At 71.9% G+C, this 17,582-nt stretch carries 24 protein-coding genes; 17 read left to right on the forward strand and 7 right to left on the reverse strand.

Annotation, left to right across the window (positions count from 1 at the left end; translation table 11 throughout):
* The first annotated feature begins 10 nt into the window (after positions 1-10).
* The 13 genes from AB0D93_RS33945 (at position 11) to AB0D93_RS34005 (ending at position 6,942) form a co-directional block, all read left to right on the forward strand.
* A complete protein-coding gene (locus AB0D93_RS33945; RefSeq protein ID WP_362128115.1) occupies positions 11-217 on the forward strand; it encodes a hypothetical protein in 207 nt (68 codons plus the stop codon).
* A gap of 2 nt (positions 218-219) precedes the next feature.
* The gene (locus tag AB0D93_RS33950) at positions 220-891 is read left to right on the forward strand and encodes a DUF2637 domain-containing protein (RefSeq protein WP_362127950.1); all 672 of its coding nucleotides are present in this window, start codon (positions 220-222) and stop codon (positions 889-891) included.
* A gap of 22 nt (positions 892-913) precedes the next feature.
* On the forward strand, positions 914-1,108 hold the full coding sequence (locus AB0D93_RS33955) for a hypothetical protein (RefSeq protein WP_362127953.1): 195 nt from the start codon (positions 914-916) through the stop codon (positions 1,106-1,108).
* A 1-nt stretch (position 1,109) separates the two neighbouring features.
* The gene (locus AB0D93_RS33960; RefSeq protein ID WP_362127956.1) at positions 1,110-1,301 is read left to right on the forward strand and encodes a mobile element transfer protein; all 192 of its coding nucleotides are present in this window, start codon (positions 1,110-1,112) and stop codon (positions 1,299-1,301) included.
* 12 nt (positions 1,302-1,313) lie between these two features.
* On the forward strand, positions 1,314-1,469 hold the full coding sequence (locus tag AB0D93_RS33965; protein ID WP_208899965.1) for a hypothetical protein: 156 nt from the start codon (positions 1,314-1,316) through the stop codon (positions 1,467-1,469).
* Positions 1,470-1,492: 23 nt separating this feature from the next.
* A complete protein-coding gene (locus AB0D93_RS33970; protein ID WP_362127960.1) occupies positions 1,493-1,801 on the forward strand; it encodes a SpdD-like protein in 309 nt (102 codons plus the stop codon).
* Between the two features lie 90 nt (positions 1,802-1,891).
* Positions 1,892-2,077, forward strand: a complete 186-nt coding sequence (locus tag AB0D93_RS33975; RefSeq protein ID WP_362127963.1) for a hypothetical protein — start codon at positions 1,892-1,894, stop codon at positions 2,075-2,077.
* On the forward strand, positions 2,070-3,446 hold the full coding sequence (gene repSA / locus AB0D93_RS33980; protein ID WP_362127966.1) for a replication initiator protein RepSA: 1,377 nt from the start codon (positions 2,070-2,072) through the stop codon (positions 3,444-3,446). The genes AB0D93_RS33975 and repSA overlap by 8 nt, the downstream gene beginning before the upstream one ends.
* Positions 3,443-3,640, forward strand: a complete 198-nt coding sequence (locus tag AB0D93_RS33985; protein ID WP_362127969.1) for a helix-turn-helix domain-containing protein — start codon at positions 3,443-3,445, stop codon at positions 3,638-3,640. Before repSA ends, AB0D93_RS33985 begins: the two co-directional genes overlap by 4 nt.
* The gene (locus tag AB0D93_RS33990; protein WP_362127972.1) at positions 3,640-4,887 is read left to right on the forward strand and encodes a site-specific integrase; all 1,248 of its coding nucleotides are present in this window, start codon (positions 3,640-3,642) and stop codon (positions 4,885-4,887) included. The genes AB0D93_RS33985 and AB0D93_RS33990 overlap by 1 nt, the downstream gene beginning before the upstream one ends.
* A 148-nt stretch (positions 4,888-5,035) precedes the next feature.
* On the forward strand, positions 5,036-6,487 hold the full coding sequence (locus AB0D93_RS33995) for an aldehyde dehydrogenase (protein WP_362127975.1): 1,452 nt from the start codon (positions 5,036-5,038) through the stop codon (positions 6,485-6,487).
* Between the two features lie 3 nt (positions 6,488-6,490).
* Positions 6,491-6,724, forward strand: a complete 234-nt coding sequence (locus AB0D93_RS34000; protein WP_362127978.1) for a ferredoxin — start codon at positions 6,491-6,493, stop codon at positions 6,722-6,724.
* Between the two features lie 2 nt (positions 6,725-6,726).
* The gene (locus AB0D93_RS34005) at positions 6,727-6,942 is read left to right on the forward strand and encodes a hypothetical protein (RefSeq protein ID WP_362127981.1); all 216 of its coding nucleotides are present in this window, start codon (positions 6,727-6,729) and stop codon (positions 6,940-6,942) included.
* Positions 6,943-6,970: 28 nt separating this feature from the next.
* On the opposite strand, the gene AB0D93_RS34010 is transcribed toward AB0D93_RS34005, so the two are convergent.
* Complete coding sequence (locus AB0D93_RS34010; RefSeq protein ID WP_362127984.1) at positions 6,971-7,603, reverse strand: TetR family transcriptional regulator; 633 nt, start codon at positions 7,601-7,603, stop codon at positions 6,971-6,973.
* A gap of 220 nt (positions 7,604-7,823) precedes the next feature.
* Here AB0D93_RS34010 and AB0D93_RS34015 point away from each other — a divergent pair, with 220 nt between their 5' ends.
* From AB0D93_RS34015 to AB0D93_RS34025, 3 genes are read left to right on the forward strand one after another with little or no spacing between them, the layout of a single operon-like run.
* Positions 7,824-9,266 carry a glycosyltransferase family 4 protein gene (locus AB0D93_RS34015; protein WP_362127987.1) on the forward strand — a complete coding sequence of 481 codons (1,443 nt, stop codon included), beginning with the start codon at positions 7,824-7,826 and terminating at the stop codon, positions 9,264-9,266.
* The gene (locus AB0D93_RS34020) at positions 9,260-10,006 is read left to right on the forward strand and encodes a class I SAM-dependent methyltransferase (RefSeq protein WP_362127990.1); all 747 of its coding nucleotides are present in this window, start codon (positions 9,260-9,262) and stop codon (positions 10,004-10,006) included. The genes AB0D93_RS34015 and AB0D93_RS34020 overlap by 7 nt, the downstream gene beginning before the upstream one ends.
* Positions 10,003-11,073 carry a prenyltransferase gene (locus AB0D93_RS34025; RefSeq protein WP_362127993.1) on the forward strand — a complete coding sequence of 357 codons (1,071 nt, stop codon included), beginning with the start codon at positions 10,003-10,005 and terminating at the stop codon, positions 11,071-11,073. Before AB0D93_RS34020 ends, AB0D93_RS34025 begins: the two co-directional genes overlap by 4 nt.
* Before the next feature lie 44 nt (positions 11,074-11,117).
* Here the strand turns inward: AB0D93_RS34025 and AB0D93_RS34030 are convergent, their stop codons facing one another.
* A complete protein-coding gene (locus AB0D93_RS34030; RefSeq protein ID WP_362127996.1) occupies positions 11,118-11,411 on the reverse strand; it encodes a hypothetical protein in 294 nt (97 codons plus the stop codon).
* Positions 11,412-11,539: 128 nt separating this feature from the next.
* Here AB0D93_RS34030 and AB0D93_RS34035 point away from each other — a divergent pair, with 128 nt between their 5' ends.
* The gene (locus AB0D93_RS34035; protein ID WP_362127999.1) at positions 11,540-12,115 is read left to right on the forward strand and encodes a hypothetical protein; all 576 of its coding nucleotides are present in this window, start codon (positions 11,540-11,542) and stop codon (positions 12,113-12,115) included.
* On the opposite strand, the gene AB0D93_RS34040 is transcribed toward AB0D93_RS34035, so the two are convergent.
* The 5 genes from AB0D93_RS34040 to AB0D93_RS34060 all read right to left on the reverse strand — a co-directional run bounded on the left by AB0D93_RS34040 (position 12,112) and on the right by AB0D93_RS34060 (position 17,569).
* On the reverse strand, positions 12,112-13,122 hold the full coding sequence (locus AB0D93_RS34040) for an LLM class F420-dependent oxidoreductase (RefSeq protein WP_362128002.1): 1,011 nt from the start codon (positions 13,120-13,122) through the stop codon (positions 12,112-12,114). The genes AB0D93_RS34035 and AB0D93_RS34040 overlap by 4 nt on opposite strands.
* A 105-nt stretch (positions 13,123-13,227) precedes the next feature.
* Positions 13,228-13,983, reverse strand: a complete 756-nt coding sequence (locus AB0D93_RS34045; RefSeq protein WP_362128005.1) for a hypothetical protein — start codon at positions 13,981-13,983, stop codon at positions 13,228-13,230.
* A 116-nt stretch (positions 13,984-14,099) separates the two neighbouring features.
* Positions 14,100-15,035, reverse strand: a complete 936-nt coding sequence (locus tag AB0D93_RS34050) for an N-acetylmuramoyl-L-alanine amidase (protein ID WP_362128008.1) — start codon at positions 15,033-15,035, stop codon at positions 14,100-14,102.
* A gap of 22 nt (positions 15,036-15,057) precedes the next feature.
* Entirely contained in the window at positions 15,058-15,711 is a 654-nt protein-coding gene (locus tag AB0D93_RS34055) for a class I SAM-dependent methyltransferase (protein ID WP_362128011.1), read from the reverse strand.
* Between the two features lie 109 nt (positions 15,712-15,820).
* Positions 15,821-17,569, reverse strand: coding sequence for an MFS transporter (locus tag AB0D93_RS34060; RefSeq protein WP_362128014.1), 1,749 nt, complete (start codon positions 17,567-17,569; stop codon positions 15,821-15,823).
* Positions 17,570-17,582 lie beyond the last annotated feature (13 nt).

The raw sequence follows: 17,582 nt of genomic DNA on the forward strand, positions 1-17,582 counted from the left end.
AGAGCCCGCCATGTGCCCCGACTGCGAGGACTTCGCCCGCACTGTGCTCCTGCTGGGCCAACTCGCCCTCTACGCCGACATGAGTGGCGCTGACCTCGACTTCGTGGACGCCGTCAGCCCGTCGCTGGCCGTCTCGCTGCCCGAGCCGCCGCCCGGCACATTCCCGCCCGGCTACGACCCCGACGACGGCCCCGAGTACCCCGGCGAGGAGTGGTGAGCGTGGCCCGGTCGATCCGCCTGGACGCCGTCCTCGTACAGGCCGTCATCGCTGGTGCGCTGTCCTTCGCCCACCTGCACGACCTGGCGGCCGCTGCCGGGCAGTCCGGCTGGAAGGCATGGGCCTACCCGGTCAGTGTCGACCTGCTGCTGGTCGCCGTGTGGCGGCGGCTCCGCTCCGATGGGCCGTCCCGGCTGGCCTGGTGCTGGTTCCTGGTCGCCCTGGTGGCCTCGCTCGGCGCCAACATCGCCACCGCCGGACTCCTCGACCTGGACCACATCCCGGCCTGGCTGTGCATCCTCGTCGCCGGATGGCCCGCGCTGGCCTTCCTCGGTGGCACCCTCCTCGCGCACTCGCCGACTCCGGCCGGGGACCCGGTGCCAGTCCCGCTGGCACCCGAAGCCCCGGCATCCGCACCCGAGCAAGCGCCCGCCACCGAGGCGGAGCCCGAGGCCGTACCGGCTGCTGATGTGACCCCGGCTGTGCCCGCCGTCGACCCGACCCCGGCACCTGCTCCGGCGGTGCCGGTCCCGGCCGCGCTGATCGACCACGCCCGCAAGGTCGCCGCCGACCACCAAGCCCGCACGGGTGCCCGGATCGACACCGACACCCTGCGGGCCCGCCTCGGCGTCCCGCCCCAGCTCGCCGAGGCGATCGCCGCCCAACTCGCCTGAATCCGGAGGGGGCACCGCTGCCATGACTCGTGACCCGGCCGACCTGACCACCGCCGACTACCTCGACGCCGCCCGCGAGATGGCCACCGCCAACCGGCCCTACCTCGCCCACCTGCTCGCCGAGGAAGCGGCCCGCCGCACCACCGACCCGGCCACCGCCGCCGGCATCCGCGCCAGCTTCCCCGCCCCGATCACGACCCGAGAGGAGACCGACTGACATGCCTGCCCGCGACCACTTCCACTCCGTGATGAGCATCGGCCCGGTGCAGATCGGCACCCACCGCGACCGCCACGGCCAGACAAAGCACGCCGCCGTGTGCACCGCCGACGACTGCGGCTGGTCCGCCGACTACTCCAGCCAGTCCGCCGCCCAGCTCGCCGCTCGCACCCACCGCTGCCGCGTCCGCTAGGAGTCCACCGTCATGCAGGTCCCTCTCTGGTTCGCCCTGCTCGTCGTCGGCTACCTCGGCGTCAAACTCATCCGCCCGCCCGCCTGGCTCATCGCCGTCCTCCTGCTCGGCGGATTCCTCCTTGCCGACAGCGTCCTCGCCCCCGCAATCAACAGCCTTGTCAAGTAGCCCAGTTGAGAAGGGAGAAAGCCATGCTCCGCCCCAAGATCCCCACCATGCCGACTCCGACCGGCCATGTCACTCCGCCCGCCGTCATCCAGCCGACCACGGTCACCCCGGCTGCCCAGACCCCGCCGCCCATCCCGGCACCGTCCCGGCCGACCATCCAGCTCACCCCCGGCACCGCACTCGCCCTCGTCGGCGGCGGCACGGCCGTGGTCCTGGTCGTCGGCGCCGTCCTGGTCTCCATGCTCCTGGCCGTCGCCATCACGGGCGTCTCGGTCGCCGTGGTCGCCGTCGTCCTGCGCTCCCTGCTCGCCTCCGAGGCGAAGCGACGCTGACCGGCCCCCGGGCGGCCTGACACCGCCAAGCATCCGCCGCCCGGGCACCGCGCCCCTCTCCGATCCACAGAACCGGAAGGAATCCCCAGCATGACTCACCGCACCACGCCCCCGCCCCGCATCTGTCCCGACTGCGATGGCTTCGCCTCTGTGGCCGTCACCCTCGGCGGCCGAGATGGCCGCGGCCACCTGCACACCATCACCGCGCGCTGCGCCGCCTGCGACGGCACCGGCCTCGTCCGCGCCAGCCGCGTCCGGGAGGGTGCCCGTGCCTGACACGCTGCTGGACCCGACCACCCTCGGCGACCTGCTGAGGGTGGCTTCGGCCTCCGACTACGACCGCTGGGAGGACCAGATCCGCCGTACTGGCGGCTGCGCCGACCCGATCCACCTACGGGGTTGGGTTCTCCACAAGGACAAGACCACTGGTGAGGTGCTGCACCACTACTCGACCGAGAACGAGCCGGGCGGGCGCCTGCGCGTCGCCTGCGGCAACCGTCGCGCCTCCCGCTGCCCCGCCTGCGCCTGGACCTACGCGGGCGACACCTACCACCTCATCCGCGCAGGCCTCGCGGGCGACGACCGCCGCGATATCCCTGCCACCGTCCGCGACCACCCACGCGTCTTCGCCACCCTCACCGCCCCCTCGTTCGGCCCGGTTCACAACCGCCCCGACCGAGGTGTCTGCCGCTGCGGCACCCGTCACTCGGCCGATGACCCCTCCCTGGGTACAGCGTTGGACCCGGAAACGTACGACTACGCGGGCGCGGTGCTGTTCAACAACCACGCAGGCCAGCTCTGGCAGCGCTTCACCACCCGCCTGCGCCGCGAGATCGCCACCCGCGCCGGCCTCGCCCGCCGGGAGCTCCCCGATCACCTCCGCGTTTCCTACGGCAAGGTCGCCGAGTTCCAGAAGCGCGGTGCCCTTCACTTCCACGCCGTCATCCGCCTCGATGGCCCCGAAGGACCCGACACCCCACCGCCCGCCTGGGCCACCTGCGACCTGCTCACCGACGCCATCCGTGCAGCTGCCGTGCACTCCTACACCTCGGTCTCCGTTCCGGCCGCCGCGGACCAACCCGCCCGGACTTTCCGCTGGGGCCGACAGCTCGACGTCCGGCCGGTCAAGGCCTTCGGGGACGGCTCCGACATCACCGAACAGGCCGTCGCCTCCTACGTCGCCAAGTACGCCACCAAAGCCGCCGAGAACACCGGCACCCTGGACTGCCGCATCGGCGAACTCGCCGAACTCGACCGCCACGGCGTGCCCGACCACACCCGCCGCCTGATCGAAGCCTGCAAGCTCCTCGACCCGCTGTATCCGGACCGGCGCTTGTGGGCCTGGGCGCACATGCTCGGCTTCCGCGGCCACTTCTCCTCCAAGTCCCGCCGCTACTCCACCACCCTCGGCGCTCTCCGCCAGGCCCGTGCCGACTACCGCGCCGCCCAGGAGCTCGCCGTCCTCGGCCTCGAGGACCAGGAGCCGGACACCGTCCTGGTCCTCGCCGACTGGCAGTACGCGGGCCACGGCCACACCCCCGGCGAATCCGTCCTGGCCGCCACCATCGCCCGCGACCTCCAGCTCAACCGAGAAACCGCCCGCGAAGCCCTGCAAGACCTGGCCCTGGAAGGAGCCGCCGCATGACCGTCCGCACGCTTCCCGAGCGGTACCTGACCCCGGCCGACGTCGCCGAGCTGCTCGGTGTGCCCGTCGAGACCGTGTACCAGTGGCGTCGGAAGCGCACCGGCCCCCGCGGCTTCCGAGTCGGCCGGCATCTGCGCTACGACCCCAACGACGTGCGCGCCTGGGTCGGCTCCCTCATGGAAGGGGCGGCGTAGTGGCTGGGCACATTCAAGACCGCTGGTACAAGACCGAGGTCACCTCGGACGGAAAGACCCGCAAGGTCAAGACAGACCGCCACGGCACCGGCATGCGTTACCGCGCCCGCTACGTCGGCCCCGACGGGACCGAGAAGTCCAAGAGCTTCCCGGATGGCAAGAAGCGGCTCGCTGACCAGTGGCTCGCGCGCATCGAGGCGGACATGTCGCGTGGCCAGTACGTCGACCCTGAGGCCGGGAAGGTCACCTTTCAGCAGTACGCCACCGAGTGGCTGAGCGGGCAGACAACCGACCCGACGACTCGTGAGAACACAGAGCGCCGCCTTCGGCTTCATGCCTTCCCGTACCTCGGGAGCCGTCCTCTCTCCTCGCTCCAGCCGTCCGACATCCGAGTCTGGATACGCAAGCTGGAGGAGACAGGGAGCGCTGGATCATCCCGTCGCGTGATCTTCGGGAACGTGTCGGCCGTGCTCGCTGCCGCAGTTGATGACGGCCGCCTCGCACGCAATCCCTGTGGGGTGCGCTCGGTACGGCGCCCGAAGCCCGCCCCTGGTCGTGTTGCTCCGTGGTCCGCAGAGCGCGTGTTCTCCGTGCGGCGGGGGCTGCCTGACCGGTTCCAGGCCATGGTCGACGTCGGGGCCGGATGCGGACTTCGACAAGGAGAGATCTTCGGTTTGGTCGTCGACGAGGTGGATCCGCTGTCCGGGGTGCTGCATGTCACCCAGCAGGTCAAGGTCGTGGAACGGAAGCTCGTCTTCGCTCCGCCGAAGAACGGCAAGCTCCGTGACGTGCCGCTGCCCGACTCGGTCGCCTTCGCGCTCGCCGAGCACATGACGACCTTCCCGCCGGCCGAAGTCACGCTGCCCTGGATGCACCCCGACGGAGAGCCGGTGACCAGGCTCCTGTACTTCACTGGTGCTGAGGGCGGGGCGGTCTGGCGCAACGCCTTCAATGCACACGCCTGGAAGCCTGCGCTCGCCGAGGCCGGAGTGATCCCCAAGCCCGGCCCGGGGGAGCGGTACAAGGAAGCCCGCGAAGACGGCATGCACGCTCTACGGCACTTCTACGCCTCAGTGCTCCTCGACTCCGGGGAGAGCATCAAGGCCCTGAGCGCCTACCTCGGCCATGCCGACGCCGGGTTCACGCTCCGCACCTACACCCACCTCATGCCGAGCAGCGAGACGCGTACGCGGAAGGCCGTCGACGAGATGTACTGGACGGCCCACAAGGCCCCGACGGCCCCCTGACGGCCCACACCTTCTGCACCCGCCCCTGATCATCGGGAAACCGCTGGTCAGGGGCATTCTCGTCCTGTCCGTGGACTACTTTAACTAGAACTGATATCAGTTCTGAAACAGCGTCAGAAACATGCGGTGCGGCGGGAGGCGGACGGTCATGGCCGAGCTCGTGGAACACGGACAGCTGTTCATCGGCGGGGAGTTGACCGATCCCCTGGGTCAGGAGGTCATCGAGGTGATCTCCCCGCACACCGAGGAGGTCATCGGCCGCGTGCCGCACGCCTCTCGGCAGGACGTGGACCGGGCCGTGGCCGTCGCGCGCCGTGCCTTCGACGAGGGGCCGTGGCCGCGGGCCACCCTGGCGGAGCGGATCGAGGTCGTCACGCGGATCAAGGACGGCATCGCCGCCCGGCACGAGGAGATCGCGCGGGTGATCTCCGCCCAGAACGGCTCCCCGTACTCCTGGAGCGTCCTCGCCCAGGCGCTCGGCGCGATGATGGTGTGGGACGCGGCGATCAGGGTGGCGCGGGACCACACGTACGAGGAACGGCGGGACGGGGTGCTCGGGCCGATCCTCGTCCGGCGTGAACCGGTCGGCGTCGTCGCGGCCGTGGTCCCGTGGAACGTCCCGCAGTTCGCCGCCGCCGCCAAGCTCGCGCCCGCGCTGCTGGCCGGCTGCACGGTCGTACTGAAGCCGTCCCCGGAGTCCCCGCTGGACGCGTATCTGCTGGGGGAGATCGCGCGGGAGGCCGGTCTCCCCGAGGGGGTGCTCTCCATCCTCCCCGCCGACCGTGAGGTCAGCGAGTACCTCGTCGGTCATCCCGGCGTCGACAAGGTCTCCTTCACCGGCTCGGTCGCGGCCGGCAAGCGCGTGATGGAGGTCGCCGCCCGCCATCTCACCCGGGTCACGCTGGAGCTGGGCGGAAAGTCGGCGGCGGTCGTGCTGCCGGACGCGGACCTCACGGCGGCCGTGGCGGGCATCGTCCCGGCGGCCTGGATGAACAACGGGCAGGCCTGCGTGGCCCAGACCCGCATCCTCGTCCCGCGCGCCCGCTACGGCGAGTTCGCCGAAGCCCTCGTCCAGGCCGCGAGCGCGCTGAAGGTCGGCGACCCGCTGGACCCGGCGACCCAGGTCGGCCCGCTGGTCGCCCGGCGCCAGCAGCGGCGCAACCTCGACTACATCCGGATCGGCCAGGAGGAGGGCGCCAAGATCCTCACCGGCGGCGGCCGGCCGGCGGGGCTGGAGAAGGGCTGGTACGTCGAACCGACCCTCTTCGGCGACGTCGACAACGGCATGCGGATCGCCCGTGAGGAGATCTTCGGTCCGGTCATCTGCCTCCTCCCGTACGGCGACGAGGCCGAGGCCGTGAAGATCGCCAACGACTCCGACTACGGCCTGTCCGGCAGCGTGTGGACGGCGGACGTCGAGCACGGCGTCGACATCGCCCGGCAGGTCCGCACCGGCACCTACTCGGTCAACACCTTCAGCCTGGACATGCTCGGCCCGTTCGGCGGCTACAAGAACTCCGGCCTGGGGCGGGAGTTCGGCCCGGAGGGCTTCGGCGAGTACCTCGAGCACAAGATGATCCACCTGCCGGCGGGGGCGTAGGCCGTGGGTGACCGCTGGCACGTCGAGGTCGACCGGTCGGTGTGCATCGGCTCGGCCCAGTGCCTCCACCACGCCCCGCACGCCTTCCGCCTCGACTCCGCCCGCCAGTCCCATCCGGTCCAGGCGGACACCGACGCCGGCGAACCCGTCCTGGAGGCGGCCGAGAGCTGCCCGGTGGAGGCGATCGTGATCACGCTGCTGGAGACCGGGGAGGCGGTGTTCCCGCCGGAGGAGTAGGCGTGTCACCGGCCCGGGTTACGCTCCTGGCGAGCGGCTTCGAGTTGCTGTGCGCGTGCTGCAGCGAGGGCACGCTGGAACACCGGCGGACGACCCATGGGGGCGCCCAGCAGGTGTCCCTGGCGGCTCCCGAGGAGGAGGCCCGGCGGTTGCTGCGGGAGTGGGTGGCCGCCGCGCCCGCGGGGCGCGCGTGGAGCGGGCTGACGCTCGTCGGCTGAGGGGGCGGGGCCTGGGACCGGGCCGTGATCACCCGTGCGGCCCCGGCTCGGTGAGGTCGATCAGCCGGCACACCGTCTCGATGTCTATCTTCACCTGGGCGATGGAGGCGCGCCCGGACAGCCAGGTGATCAGGGCCGAGTGCCAGGTGTGCTCGATCACCCGGACCGCCGAGAGCTGCTCGGGGGTGGGGTTCTCCAGGCCCATCGCGTCCAGGATGATCAGGGTCGTCTGGCGGGAGACCTGGTCGACCTCGGGCGAGACGCTGCGGTCGGCGAAGGTCAGGGCGCGGACCATCGCGTCGGCCAGGTGCGGCTCGCGCTGCAGGGCGCGGAAGGCCCGCATCAGCGTCTCCGCCACCCGCTCGGCGGCGGTGTCCCCGGCGGGGGGTTTCTTGCGCAGCGTGCCGTGCATGTGCTCCAGCTGGTCCTGCATGGTGGCGACAAGCAGGTGGACCTTGGACGGGAAGTAGCGGTACAGCGTGCCGAGGGCGACCTGGGAGGACTCGGCGACCTCGCGCATCTGCACCGCGTCGAACCCGCCCCGGCTGGCCAGCTGGGCGCTCGCGTGCAGGATCCGGCGGCGGCGGGCCTCCTGCCGCTCGGTGAGCGGCGACGAGGCGGGCCGGGCCGTACTGGCTTCCACCTTGGATTCCGCAGGCATGGGTCCCGTTCCGTGACAGTCGGTGAAGGCGTCTGTGGGGCACGTGATCAGACAGCATGGCAGGGCGACGCGCCGTGGCGCGAATCACCTGATCCACTGCTCACAGCACCCCTACCTGCCGGTAGATTCAGAGCCTCTTGAACGATCAAGTCTGAAACTTGTTCTAGATTAGCGTCCCGACGTAGTCTCGCGGGACAGCGCAGGCAGAAGGGGGCACGGAGTGACCGCTGAGGCCCGGGAAGCGGGTGCCCAGGAGGACCCCGCATCCGACGGCGAGCGACCGCTCGACATCGCGCTCCTCACCTATAAAGGGAACCCGTTCTGCGGCGGCCAGGGCGTCTATGTCCGGCATCTCTCCCGTGAGCTGGCCCGGCTCGGGCACCGCGTCGAGGTCATCGGCTCGCAGCCGTACCCGGTCCTCGACGAGGGGTACCCCTCCGTCACGCTGACCGAGCTGCCCAGCCTCGACCTCTACCGCCAGCCCGACCCCTTCCGCACCCCGGGACGGGACGAGTACCGCGACTGGATCGACGCCCTGGAAGTCGCCACCATGTGGACCGGCGGCTTCCCCGAACCGCTGACCTTCTCCCTGCGCGCCCGCCGGTATCTGCGGGCCCGCCGTGGCCGGTTCGACGTCGTCCACGACAACCAGACCCTCGGCTACGGCCTGTTGGGAGACCTGGGCGCGCCCCTCGTCACCACCATCCACCACCCCATCACCGTCGACCGGCAGCTGGAGCTGGACGCGGCCGAGGGCCTGCAGCGCCGCCTGTCCGTGCGCCGCTGGTACGCCTTCACCCGGATGCAGAAGCGCGTCTCGCGCCGGCTGCCCTCGGTGCTCACCGTCTCCGGCACCTCCCGGCAGGAGATCGCGGACCACCTCGGCGTCCGCGACGACCGTGTCCACGTCGTCCACATCGGCGCCGACACCGATCTGTTCGCGCCGAATCCGGCCGTGCCCGAGGTGCTGGGCCGGATCGTCACCACCTCCAGCGCCGATGTGCCGCTCAAGGGGCTGGTGTTCCTGGTGGAGGCCCTGGCCAAGGTGCGCACCGAGCACCCGGCCGCCCATCTCGTCGTCGTCGGCAAGCGCCCCGAGGAGGGGCCGGTCGCGGCGGCGATCGAGCGCTACGGCCTCGAAGGCGCCGTCGACTTCGTCAAGGGCATCTCGGACGCCGAACTGGTCGACCTGATCCGCTCGGCCGAGGTCGCCTGTGTGCCCTCGCTGTACGAGGGCTTCTCGCTGCCCGCCGCCGAGGCCATGGCCACCGGCACGCCGCTGGTCGCCACCACCGGCGGGGCGATCCCCGAGGTCGCCGGCCGCGACGGCGAGACCTGCCTCGCGGTGCCGCCCGGGGACGCGGGGGCACTGGCCGCCGGGCTCGGCCGCCTGCTCGGGGACCGGGAGTTGCGGGTGCGGCTCGGCCGCGCGGGCCGGGAGCGGGTGCTACGGCACTTCACCTGGGCCCGCGCCGCGGAAGGAACCGTGGCCCACTACCGGGAGGCCATCGCCCGCTCCGCGGGAGCCGGCCGCTCCCCGGCCCCGATATCCGGCCGCCCGGCGGCCGTACCGAGTGTTGTTTCCGCGACCTCGCCGAGTGTGGTCTCCGCGACCCCGGCGAGCGACAACGGCGTCTACCCCGAAAGCAGGGCCACGTGCTGACCGTCGACTTCTCCCGGTTCCCGCTCGCCCCGGGCGACCGAGTCCTGGACCTCGGCTGCGGCGCGGGCCGGCACGCCTTCGAGTGCTACCGGCGCGGCGCCCAGGTCGTGGCCCTGGACCAGAACGGCGAGGAGATCCGCGAGGTCGCCAAGTGGTTCGCGGCGATGAAGGAGGCCGGGGAGGCGCCCGAGGGCGCCACCGCCACGGCCATGGAGGGCGACGCGCTCGCCTTGCCCTTCCCCGACGAGTCCTTCGACGTCGTCATCATCTCCGAGGTGATGGAGCACATCCCCGACGACAAGGGCGTGCTCGCCGAGATGGTCCGCGTGCTCAGGCCGGGCGGCCGTATCGCCATCACCGTGCCGCGCTACGGACCGGAGAAGGTCTGCTGGGCGCTGTCCGACGCCTACCACGAGGTCGAGGGCGGCCACATCCGCATCTACAAGGCCGACGAACTGGTGGCGAAGGTCCGCGAGGCGGGCCTGAAGCCGTACGGCAGCCATCACGCCCACGCGCTGCACTCGCCGTACTGGTGGCTGAAGTGCGCGTTCGGCGTCGACAACGACAAGGCGCTGCCGGTGCGGGCGTACCACAAGCTGCTGGTCTGGGACATCATGAAGAAGCCGCTGGCCACCCGGGTCGCCGAGCAGGCGCTGAACCCGCTGATCGGCAAGAGCTTCGTGGTCTACGCGACCAAGCCGCACCTGCCGCGCCTCGCCGAAGAGGCGGCCGCCGAGTGACCACCCCCCGGACAGAACACCTCGTCCTGCCCGGGGTCCTCACCGCCGGGCAGGCGGCCGCGACCGTCCGCGGCATCCTCGCCGCACAGCGGGAGGACGGCGCGATCCCGTGGTTCCGCGGGCACCACCTGGACCCGTGGGACCACATCGAGGCGGCGATGGCCCTGGACGCGGCCGGCGAGCACGAGGCCGCCGAGCGGGCGTACGACTGGCTGGCCCGGCACCAGGAGGAGGACGGCTCCTGGTACGCCGCCTACGCCGACGGCGCGCACGACGACGTCACCGACCGCGCCCGCGAGTCGAACTTCGTCGCCTACATAGCCGTGGGCGTGTGGCACCACTACCTGTCCACCGGGGACGACACGTTCCTGGACCGCATGTGGCCGGCCGTCTACGCGGCCGTGGAGTGGGTGCTCGCCCTCCAGCAGCCCGGCGGCCAGATCGGCTGGCGGCGCGCGGACGACGGCACGCCCACCGAGGACGCCCTGCTCACCGGCAGCTCCTCGATCCACCACGCGCTGCGCTGCGCCCTCGCTATCGCCGAGCAGCGCGAAGAGCCGCAGCCCGACTGGGAGTTGGCGGTCGGCGCGCTGCGGCACGCGATCCGCCGGCACCCGGAGCGCTTCCTCGACAAGGACCGCTACTCGATGGACTGGTACTACCCGGTCCTCGGCGGCGCGGTCACCGGCGAGGAGGCCAGGGCCCGCATCGCGGAGTCCTGGGACCGGTTCGTCGTGCCGGACCTCGGCGTGCGCTGCGTGGTCCCCAACCCCTGGGTGACCGGCGGCGAGTCCAGCGAACTCGCACTGGCGCTGTGGGCGGTGGGGGAGTCCGACCGCGCCCTGGAGATCCTGCAGTCCATCCAGCACCTGCGCGACCCGGAGAGCGGCCTGTACTGGACGGGCTACGTCTTCGAGGACGACGCGGTCTGGCCCCGGGAACTGACGACCTGGACGGCCGGGTCCCTGCTCCTCGCCGTCGCCGCACTCGGTGGCCACGAGGCGACCTGCGCGGTCTTCGGCGGGGAACACCTGCCGGCCGGGCTGGACCCCGACTGCTGCGGCTAGGTGTGCTGTCCCGGGACAGCACACCTAGGCCCTGTCCACGGGGTTCAGTGCCGATGCATGCGGTTGGCGATGGCGTGGCCCACGAACAGGTAGACCACGGCGGCCAGGCCGTAGCCGGCGACCACACGGGCCCACGCCTCGTCGAACGTGAAGAGGTCGTGGGACCAGCCGGCCAGCCAGGCGGCGGCGTCGTGGACGAACTGGACCAGGCTGTTGGCCCGGTTCGCGTCCAGCAGGTACATCAGGATCCACAGGCCGAGGATCACCGCCATGATGTCGGCGACCACCGCGATGACCGTCCCGGCCTGATTCGTACCGTTGCGATATCGAGGGGACATACCTTCCGGATTGCCGGGCGGGAACCGGTGAAACCCCAACGGCCGCTCCCGAGTGGCGCGGCCGGGCGCTTCGGGTGAGGCTGCCACAGGAAGCAAACCGCTCGGGGAGGACACGTCGGGAGGACCCCGTGGCCGTACCGATACGGCGTCTGTGCGTGGCGCTCACCCTGTGCTGCGCCCTGTTGGCCGGCTCCACCGCCTGCGGCAACGGCGAGAAGGCCAGTACGAAGGACACTCCGGCGATGCAGGCCGTGCCCGTCCCCACCGCCACCCCCAACCCGACCACGTCCGCCGAACGGCAGAAGTTCGCCAAGACCCGGTTCGTGGCGAACGCGGGCCTCGCGGCGGGCGCGACGTACCAGTGGATCGTGAAGCCCTGGAAGGCCGGCAAGTTCAAGAAGGGCGCCCACGGCCGCAGGACCGCCCTGGTGAAGGCCGGCCTGGCCGGTGCCTTCACCTACAACCGCCTCAAGGCGGCCAGGCGCAACGCCGAGGGCGACCCGACGCTCTCCAAGGCGCTCGCACCGCTCGGCGCCGGCATCGACGCCCTGAAGAACCTGCCGTCCAGGCTGCGCAGCGGCGACGGCGACGCGGCCGGTGCCTTCGACGAGATCATCGGCAAGGTGAAGGACGCGGGCGCCAGCGCCGGCGCCCCGGTGAAGGAACAGGTGCCCTCCGCGTCGCAACTCACCAAGGGCGGCTAGGAGTTCAGCTCCGCCAGCACCCTGAGGGTGTGCGGGTCCGGGGACAGGGCCAGCAGGTCCGTCACCGGGCCCGCACGCCACAACTGAAGCCGCTCGGCGATGCGTTCACGCGGACCGACCAGTGAGATCTCGTCGGCGAAGGCGTCCGGCACGGCCAGCACGGCCTCCTCCCGCCGCCCCGCCAGGAACAGCTCCTGGATCCGCCGGGCCTCCTTCTCGTACCCCATGCGCGCCATGAGGTCGGCGTGGAAGTTGCGGGAGGCGTGGCCCATCCCGCCGATGTAGAAGCCCAGCATGGCCTTGACGGGCAGCAGTCCCTCGGCCACGTCGTCGCACACCTTCACCCTGGCCATCGGAGCCACCAGGAACCCCTTCGGCAGCTCGCGCACCGCGTCCCCGTACACCTCGGGCCGGCTCGGTGCCCAGTACAGCGGCAGCCAGCCGTCGGCGACACGGACGGTCTGGGCCACGTTCTTCGGGCCCTCGGCGCCGAGCAGGACGGGCAGGTCGGCCCGCAGGGGATGGGTGACCGGCTTCAGCGGCCTGCCGAGCCCCGTGCCGTCCGGCCCCCGGTAGGGGAGGGGATGGAACCGCCCGGCCACCTCCACCGGCGCCGCGCGCCGCAGCACCTGCCGTACGGCGTCCACGTACTCCCGGGTCGCGGTCAGCGGCGACCTCGGGAACGGGCGGCCGTACCAGCCCTCCACCACCTGCGGCCCGGACAGGCCGAGGCCGAGCATCATCCGCCCGCCGGAGAGGTGGTCCAGGGTGAGCGCGTGCATCGCGGTGGTGGTCGGTGAGCGGGCGGCCATCTGGACAACGGCCGTACCCAGCCGGATCCTTGAGGTGTGTGCGGCGATCCAGGTCAGCGGGGTGAAGGCGTCCGAGCCCCAGGACTCCGCCGTCCACACCGAGTGGTAGCCGAGCCGCTCCGCCTCCTGGGCGAGCGGCACATGACCGGCGTCCGGGCCGCGTCCCCAGTAACCGAGTGCGAGACCGAGCCGCATCCGCCTGCCTCCTGACGTTCCGTCAGTTCACCGCCGGGAGGCGACTGTACGACAACGGCCCCGCGCCCGGAAGGGCGAGGGGCCGTGTGCGATGCGTGGCGGGGCTCAGCCGCGCTGGATGCCCGAGGTGTCCTGGAGGACGCCCCGGCGGCCGTCCTGGGTCTGCGCGACGAGCGCGGCACCGCGCTGCTCGACGGCCAAGTACCAGGTGCCCGGAGCCAGTTCGGCGATCGGGGTGGGCGAGCCGTCCTCCCCGAACAGCGGACGGGTCACCGGCACGGCGAACCAGAACGGCGAGAAGTCCGCCGGAGCCGCCGCCGGCTGTGGCGCCGGAGCGCCGGGCGGCTGCTGCCCGAACGGCTGGCCCGGCTGCGGCTGCGCACCGTAGGGCTGCTGCGGCTGGGCGCCCGGGTAACCGTAACCACCGGGCGGCTGGGCGCCGTAGGGCTGCGGGGCGGCCGGCTTGGGGGCCGGGACCAGGGCGGCCTGGAGAGCCGGCACGAGGGGGGTGGCGATGGCGCCGCCCGCGATGACGAGAGCGGCGATGAGGCCCAGGACGAGACCCGCGCCGGCGTCCACGCCGTCGGGCAGGTCGATCAGCGACCACAGCAGCGTCCAGGCCGCCAGTACCGGGAACGCGGTGCCGACCTGTCCGAGGTCCAGCCCGAGCACCTTGCGGGGCTGCGGCAGACAGCGGTTGACGACGATGAGGACGGCACCGATGACCGCGCCCATGTAGATACCCAGGCCCATGCCCAGGTCGTCCCACGCGTTCCGGCTGGCCGAGGAGCCGAACGCGGAGTAGCTCTGGAAGGTGAGGAACGACGCGATGAACAGCACCACCGCTGCTCCGATCACCACGCCATCGCCTCTAGTGAGGGAGCGGATATTCACTTCAGGTCCTTCGTAGGTCGTCTCGTCGTCGGTAGACACTACCGTCCGCAAGATCCGGCTGTCCGGCCGGTTCCGCCCGCCGGTCACGAAGTGCGCAGGAAACTCACGATTCCCTCAGAGATCCCTTGCGCGGCCCGCTGCCGCCAGGCTCCGCTGGTCAGCAGTGCCGCGTCCTTGCTATCGCGCATGTTGCCGCACTCGATGAACACCTTGGGAACCGTTGACAGATTGAGACCGCCCAGGTCCGTGCGCGTGACGAGACCGGTGCCGTGGCCCAGGTAGTTGGACGGCGGCTCACCGGTGGCGCGCAGGAACGTGCCGGCGATGCGCGTACCGAGGTCGCGGGACGGGCCGACGATCGGGCGGGTGTCGGCGGCACCCGCGTGCACGGAACCGGGAAGGATGACGTGGAAGCCGCGGTCGCCCTGCGCGGCGCCGTCGGCGTGGATGGAGATCGCGGCGTCGGCGTGCGCGGCGTTGCCGATCCGGGCCCGCTGGTCCACGCACGGACCCCAGGCCGGGCCGTCGCCGTCACGGGTCATCCTGACGGTGGCGCCCTGCTTCTCCAGCAGCGCGCGCAGGCGGTGGGCGACGTCGAGGGTGAACCGGGCCTCGGTGTAACCGGCGTTGGTGGACGTCCCGGTGGTGTCGCACTCCTTGCGGTTGGTGCCGATGTCCACCTGGCGGTTGATCTCGGCCGTGTGCCGGAAGTTGCCCGGGTTGTGCCCGGGGTCGATGACGACGACCTTCCCCTTCAGCGAACCGGACGCGGGCGCCCCCGCAGACGCCTTGGCGTCGTCGGTCGGGGAGGCGGAGCGGGGTGACGCGGGGGACGACACGGACGTGGGTGCGGCGGAGGTGCCGCGGCCGGATCCGTCCGCGGCACTGCCGCCCGCAGCCTCGTACACCACCCAGCCGAGCAGCGCACCGGGCACCAGCGCGGCGAGCGCCACGGTCAGCGGGCCGCGCCGGGGCCGACGCTGCTGCGGGGGTTCGAACTCGGGACCTACGTACGACACGTCTGCGACTCTAACCGGGACCTCAGATCCCCGCTCCCGTTCGCCGCAGGACACGCAGGGAGCCGGTCACCGAGAGCTCGGTGAAGGCCCCGGACTCCAGAGCCCGCAGGTAGACGCGGTACGGAGCCTGCCCGGTGAACTCGTCCTCGGGGTCCGGGAAGACGTCGTGGATGACGAGCAGTCCGCCTTCGGCCAGATGGGGGGCCCAGCCCTCGTAGTCGGCGCCCGCGTGTTCGTCGGTGTGGCCGCCGTCGACGAAGACGAAGCCGAGCGGGGCGCCCCACACGGCCGCGACCTGCGGAGAACGGCCGACAAGGGCGACGACGTGGTCCTCGAGGCCCGCCCTGAACAGGGTGCGGCGGAAGATCGGCAGGGTGTCCATCAGCCCGACCTCGGGGTCGACCGTCTCCGGGTCGTGGTAGTCCCACCCGGGCTGCTGCTCCTCGCTGCCCCGGTGGTGGTCGACGGTCAGCGCCGTGACCCCGGCCGCGCGGGCCGCGTCGGCGAGCAGGATCGTGGAGCGCCCGCAGTAGGTGCCGACCTCCAGCAACGGCAGCCCCAGCCGCCCGGCCTCCACCGCGGCCGCGTACAACGCCAGTCCCTCGTCCACGGGCATGAACCCCTTGGCCGCCTCGAACGCGGCGAGGATCTCGGGCTTGGGGGAGGGGGCGGGCATGGGGGCGCCTCTCTCTCGTACGGCGGGGAAGGCGCCCCGAGGGGCGCGGGGGACTGCGCGACCGGCCACGACGGACTTGTCGCCGCCGGTCGACAGTACCCCCCGCCCGCTAGGCGCTCACAGTCTCCCCGGGCAGCGAGAGGTCCAGCTCGACAGCCCGCTCCTCGCCCGAGTGCGTGGCGGCAGAGGCGAGCGGCCCGTGGCCGGAGGCCTTCGCGGCCAGCACGTACGCCCCCTGCGCCGGCACCGCGAGCGCATAGCTCCCGTCCTCGTCGGAGACCGCCGCCCCGGCCTGCCGCCCCCGCCGGTCGATCAGCGTGACCTTGGCCCGGGCGACCGGGGCGCCGTCGGCACCCAGAACCCGTCCCCGGAAGCCCCGCAGGACTTCCTCGGCGCGCTCCAGCACGGCGTCCTCCTCGCTGCTGGCGCGGAGCTGAGTGTGCTGCTGCCGGTCCGGGCGGGCGGCCTTCGGCAGGAACAGGGCGAGCAGCAGACCCACCGCGACCGCGGCCGTGGCGATCAGGAAGGACACCCGGAAGCCGTGCATGGTCGGGATCGCGATGCCGCCCACGTTGTTCGCGGTGTTGGCCAGCACCATTCCGATGACGGCACTGGACACCGACGTACCGATGGACCGCATCAGCGTGTTGAGCCCGTTCGCCGCGCCGGTCTCCGAGGCCGGGACCGCGCCGACGATCAGCGCGGGCAGGGAGGAGTAGGCGAGGCCGATACCGGCGCCGAGGACCACCGAGGTGACGATGGTCTGCCAGGCCGCGTCCATCAGGCCGAGGCCGCCGCCGTAGCCGATCGCGATGACCAGCAGACCGATGATGAGGGTGGTCTTGGGGCCGTACTTGGCCGACAGGCGGGCGTAGACGGGGGCGGTGAACATCATGGTCAGGCCGAGCGGGGCCACGCACAGACCCGCGACGACCATGGACTGGCCGAGGCCGTAGCCGGTGGCCCTGGGCAGCTGCAGCAGCTGGGGCAGGACGAGCGAGACGACGTAGAACGCGACGCCGACCATGATCGACGCCAGGTTGGTGAAGAGGACGGCCGGGCGCGCGGTGGTGCGCAGGTCGACCAGGGGCGCCCGGTGGCGCAGCTCGAACAGGCCCCACAGGAGGAGGACGACGACGGACGCGGCGAACAGACCGAGCGTCGTGCCCGAGGACCAGCCCCAGTCGCTGCCCTTGGTGATGGGCAGCAGGAGCAGGACCAGGCCGGTGGACAGGCCGAGCGCGCCGAGCACGTCGAAGGAGCCCTCCGCCCGCATCGGCGACTCGGGCACGACGAGGAGGGTGAGGACGATGGCGAGCGCGCCGAGGCCGGCGGCGCCGTAGAACAGGGCGTGCCAGTTCGTGTGCTGCGCGACCAGGGCCGCGGCGGGCAGCGCGAGGCCGCCGCCGACGCCGATCGAGGAGCTCATCAGGGCCATGGCGGAGCCGAGCTTCTCGCGCGGCAGCATGTCGCGCATCAGGCCGATGCCGAGCGGGATCGCGCCCATGGCGAAGCCCTGCAGCGTACGGCCGACGATCATGGTGAGCAGCTGGCTGGTGAGCGCGCTGACCAGGGCGCCGACCACCATCACGGCGAGGCTGAGGACCAGCATCCGCCGCTTGCCGTAGAGGTCGCCGAGCCGGCCCATGATCGGGGTGGCGACGGCGCCGGACAGGAGGGTCGAGGTGAGGACCCAGGTGGCGTTGGAGGGCGCGGTGTCCAGCAGCTGCGGCAGGTCCTTGATGACCGGCACGAGCAGGGTCTGCATCACCGCGACCACGATGCCGGCGAAGGCGAGCACCGGAACCACGGCGCCGCCCGCCCTCCGGGCCGGCTGGTCGGTCGTCGTGTGGGTCATGGAGTCGAGGCCT

The sequence above is a fragment of the Streptomyces sp. NPDC048191 genome, assembly GCF_040652655.1.
Lineage (GTDB): Bacteria > Actinomycetota > Actinomycetes > Streptomycetales > Streptomycetaceae > Streptomyces.

Excerpts from the sequence above, each read along its gene's own strand:
- AB0D93_RS33945 (WP_362128115.1), top strand. The coding sequence starts at position 11 with ATGTGCCCCGACTGCGAGGACTTCGCCCGCACTGTGCTCCTGCTGGGC.
- AB0D93_RS33955 (WP_362127953.1), top strand. The coding sequence starts at position 914 with ATGACTCGTGACCCGGCCGACCTGACCACCGCCGACTACCTCGACGCC.
- AB0D93_RS33960 (WP_362127956.1), top strand. The coding sequence starts at position 1,110 with ATGCCTGCCCGCGACCACTTCCACTCCGTGATGAGCATCGGCCCGGTG.
- AB0D93_RS33965 (WP_208899965.1), top strand. The coding sequence starts at position 1,314 with ATGCAGGTCCCTCTCTGGTTCGCCCTGCTCGTCGTCGGCTACCTCGGC.
- AB0D93_RS33970 (WP_362127960.1), top strand. The coding sequence starts at position 1,493 with ATGCTCCGCCCCAAGATCCCCACCATGCCGACTCCGACCGGCCATGTC.
- AB0D93_RS33975 (WP_362127963.1), top strand. The coding sequence starts at position 1,892 with ATGACTCACCGCACCACGCCCCCGCCCCGCATCTGTCCCGACTGCGAT.
- AB0D93_RS33985 (WP_362127969.1), top strand. The coding sequence starts at position 3,443 with ATGACCGTCCGCACGCTTCCCGAGCGGTACCTGACCCCGGCCGACGTC.
- AB0D93_RS33995 (WP_362127975.1), top strand. The coding sequence starts at position 5,036 with ATGGCCGAGCTCGTGGAACACGGACAGCTGTTCATCGGCGGGGAGTTG.
- AB0D93_RS34010 (WP_362127984.1), bottom strand. The coding sequence starts at position 7,603 with ATGCCTGCGGAATCCAAGGTGGAAGCCAGTACGGCCCGGCCCGCCTCG.
- AB0D93_RS34030 (WP_362127996.1), bottom strand. The coding sequence starts at position 11,411 with ATGTCCCCTCGATATCGCAACGGTACGAATCAGGCCGGGACGGTCATC.
- AB0D93_RS34040 (WP_362128002.1), bottom strand. The coding sequence starts at position 13,122 with ATGCGGCTCGGTCTCGCACTCGGTTACTGGGGACGCGGCCCGGACGCC.
- AB0D93_RS34055 (WP_362128011.1), bottom strand. The coding sequence starts at position 15,711 with ATGCCCGCCCCCTCCCCCAAGCCCGAGATCCTCGCCGCGTTCGAGGCG.
- AB0D93_RS34060 (WP_362128014.1), bottom strand. The coding sequence starts at position 17,569 with ATGACCCACACGACGACCGACCAGCCGGCCCGGAGGGCGGGCGGCGCC.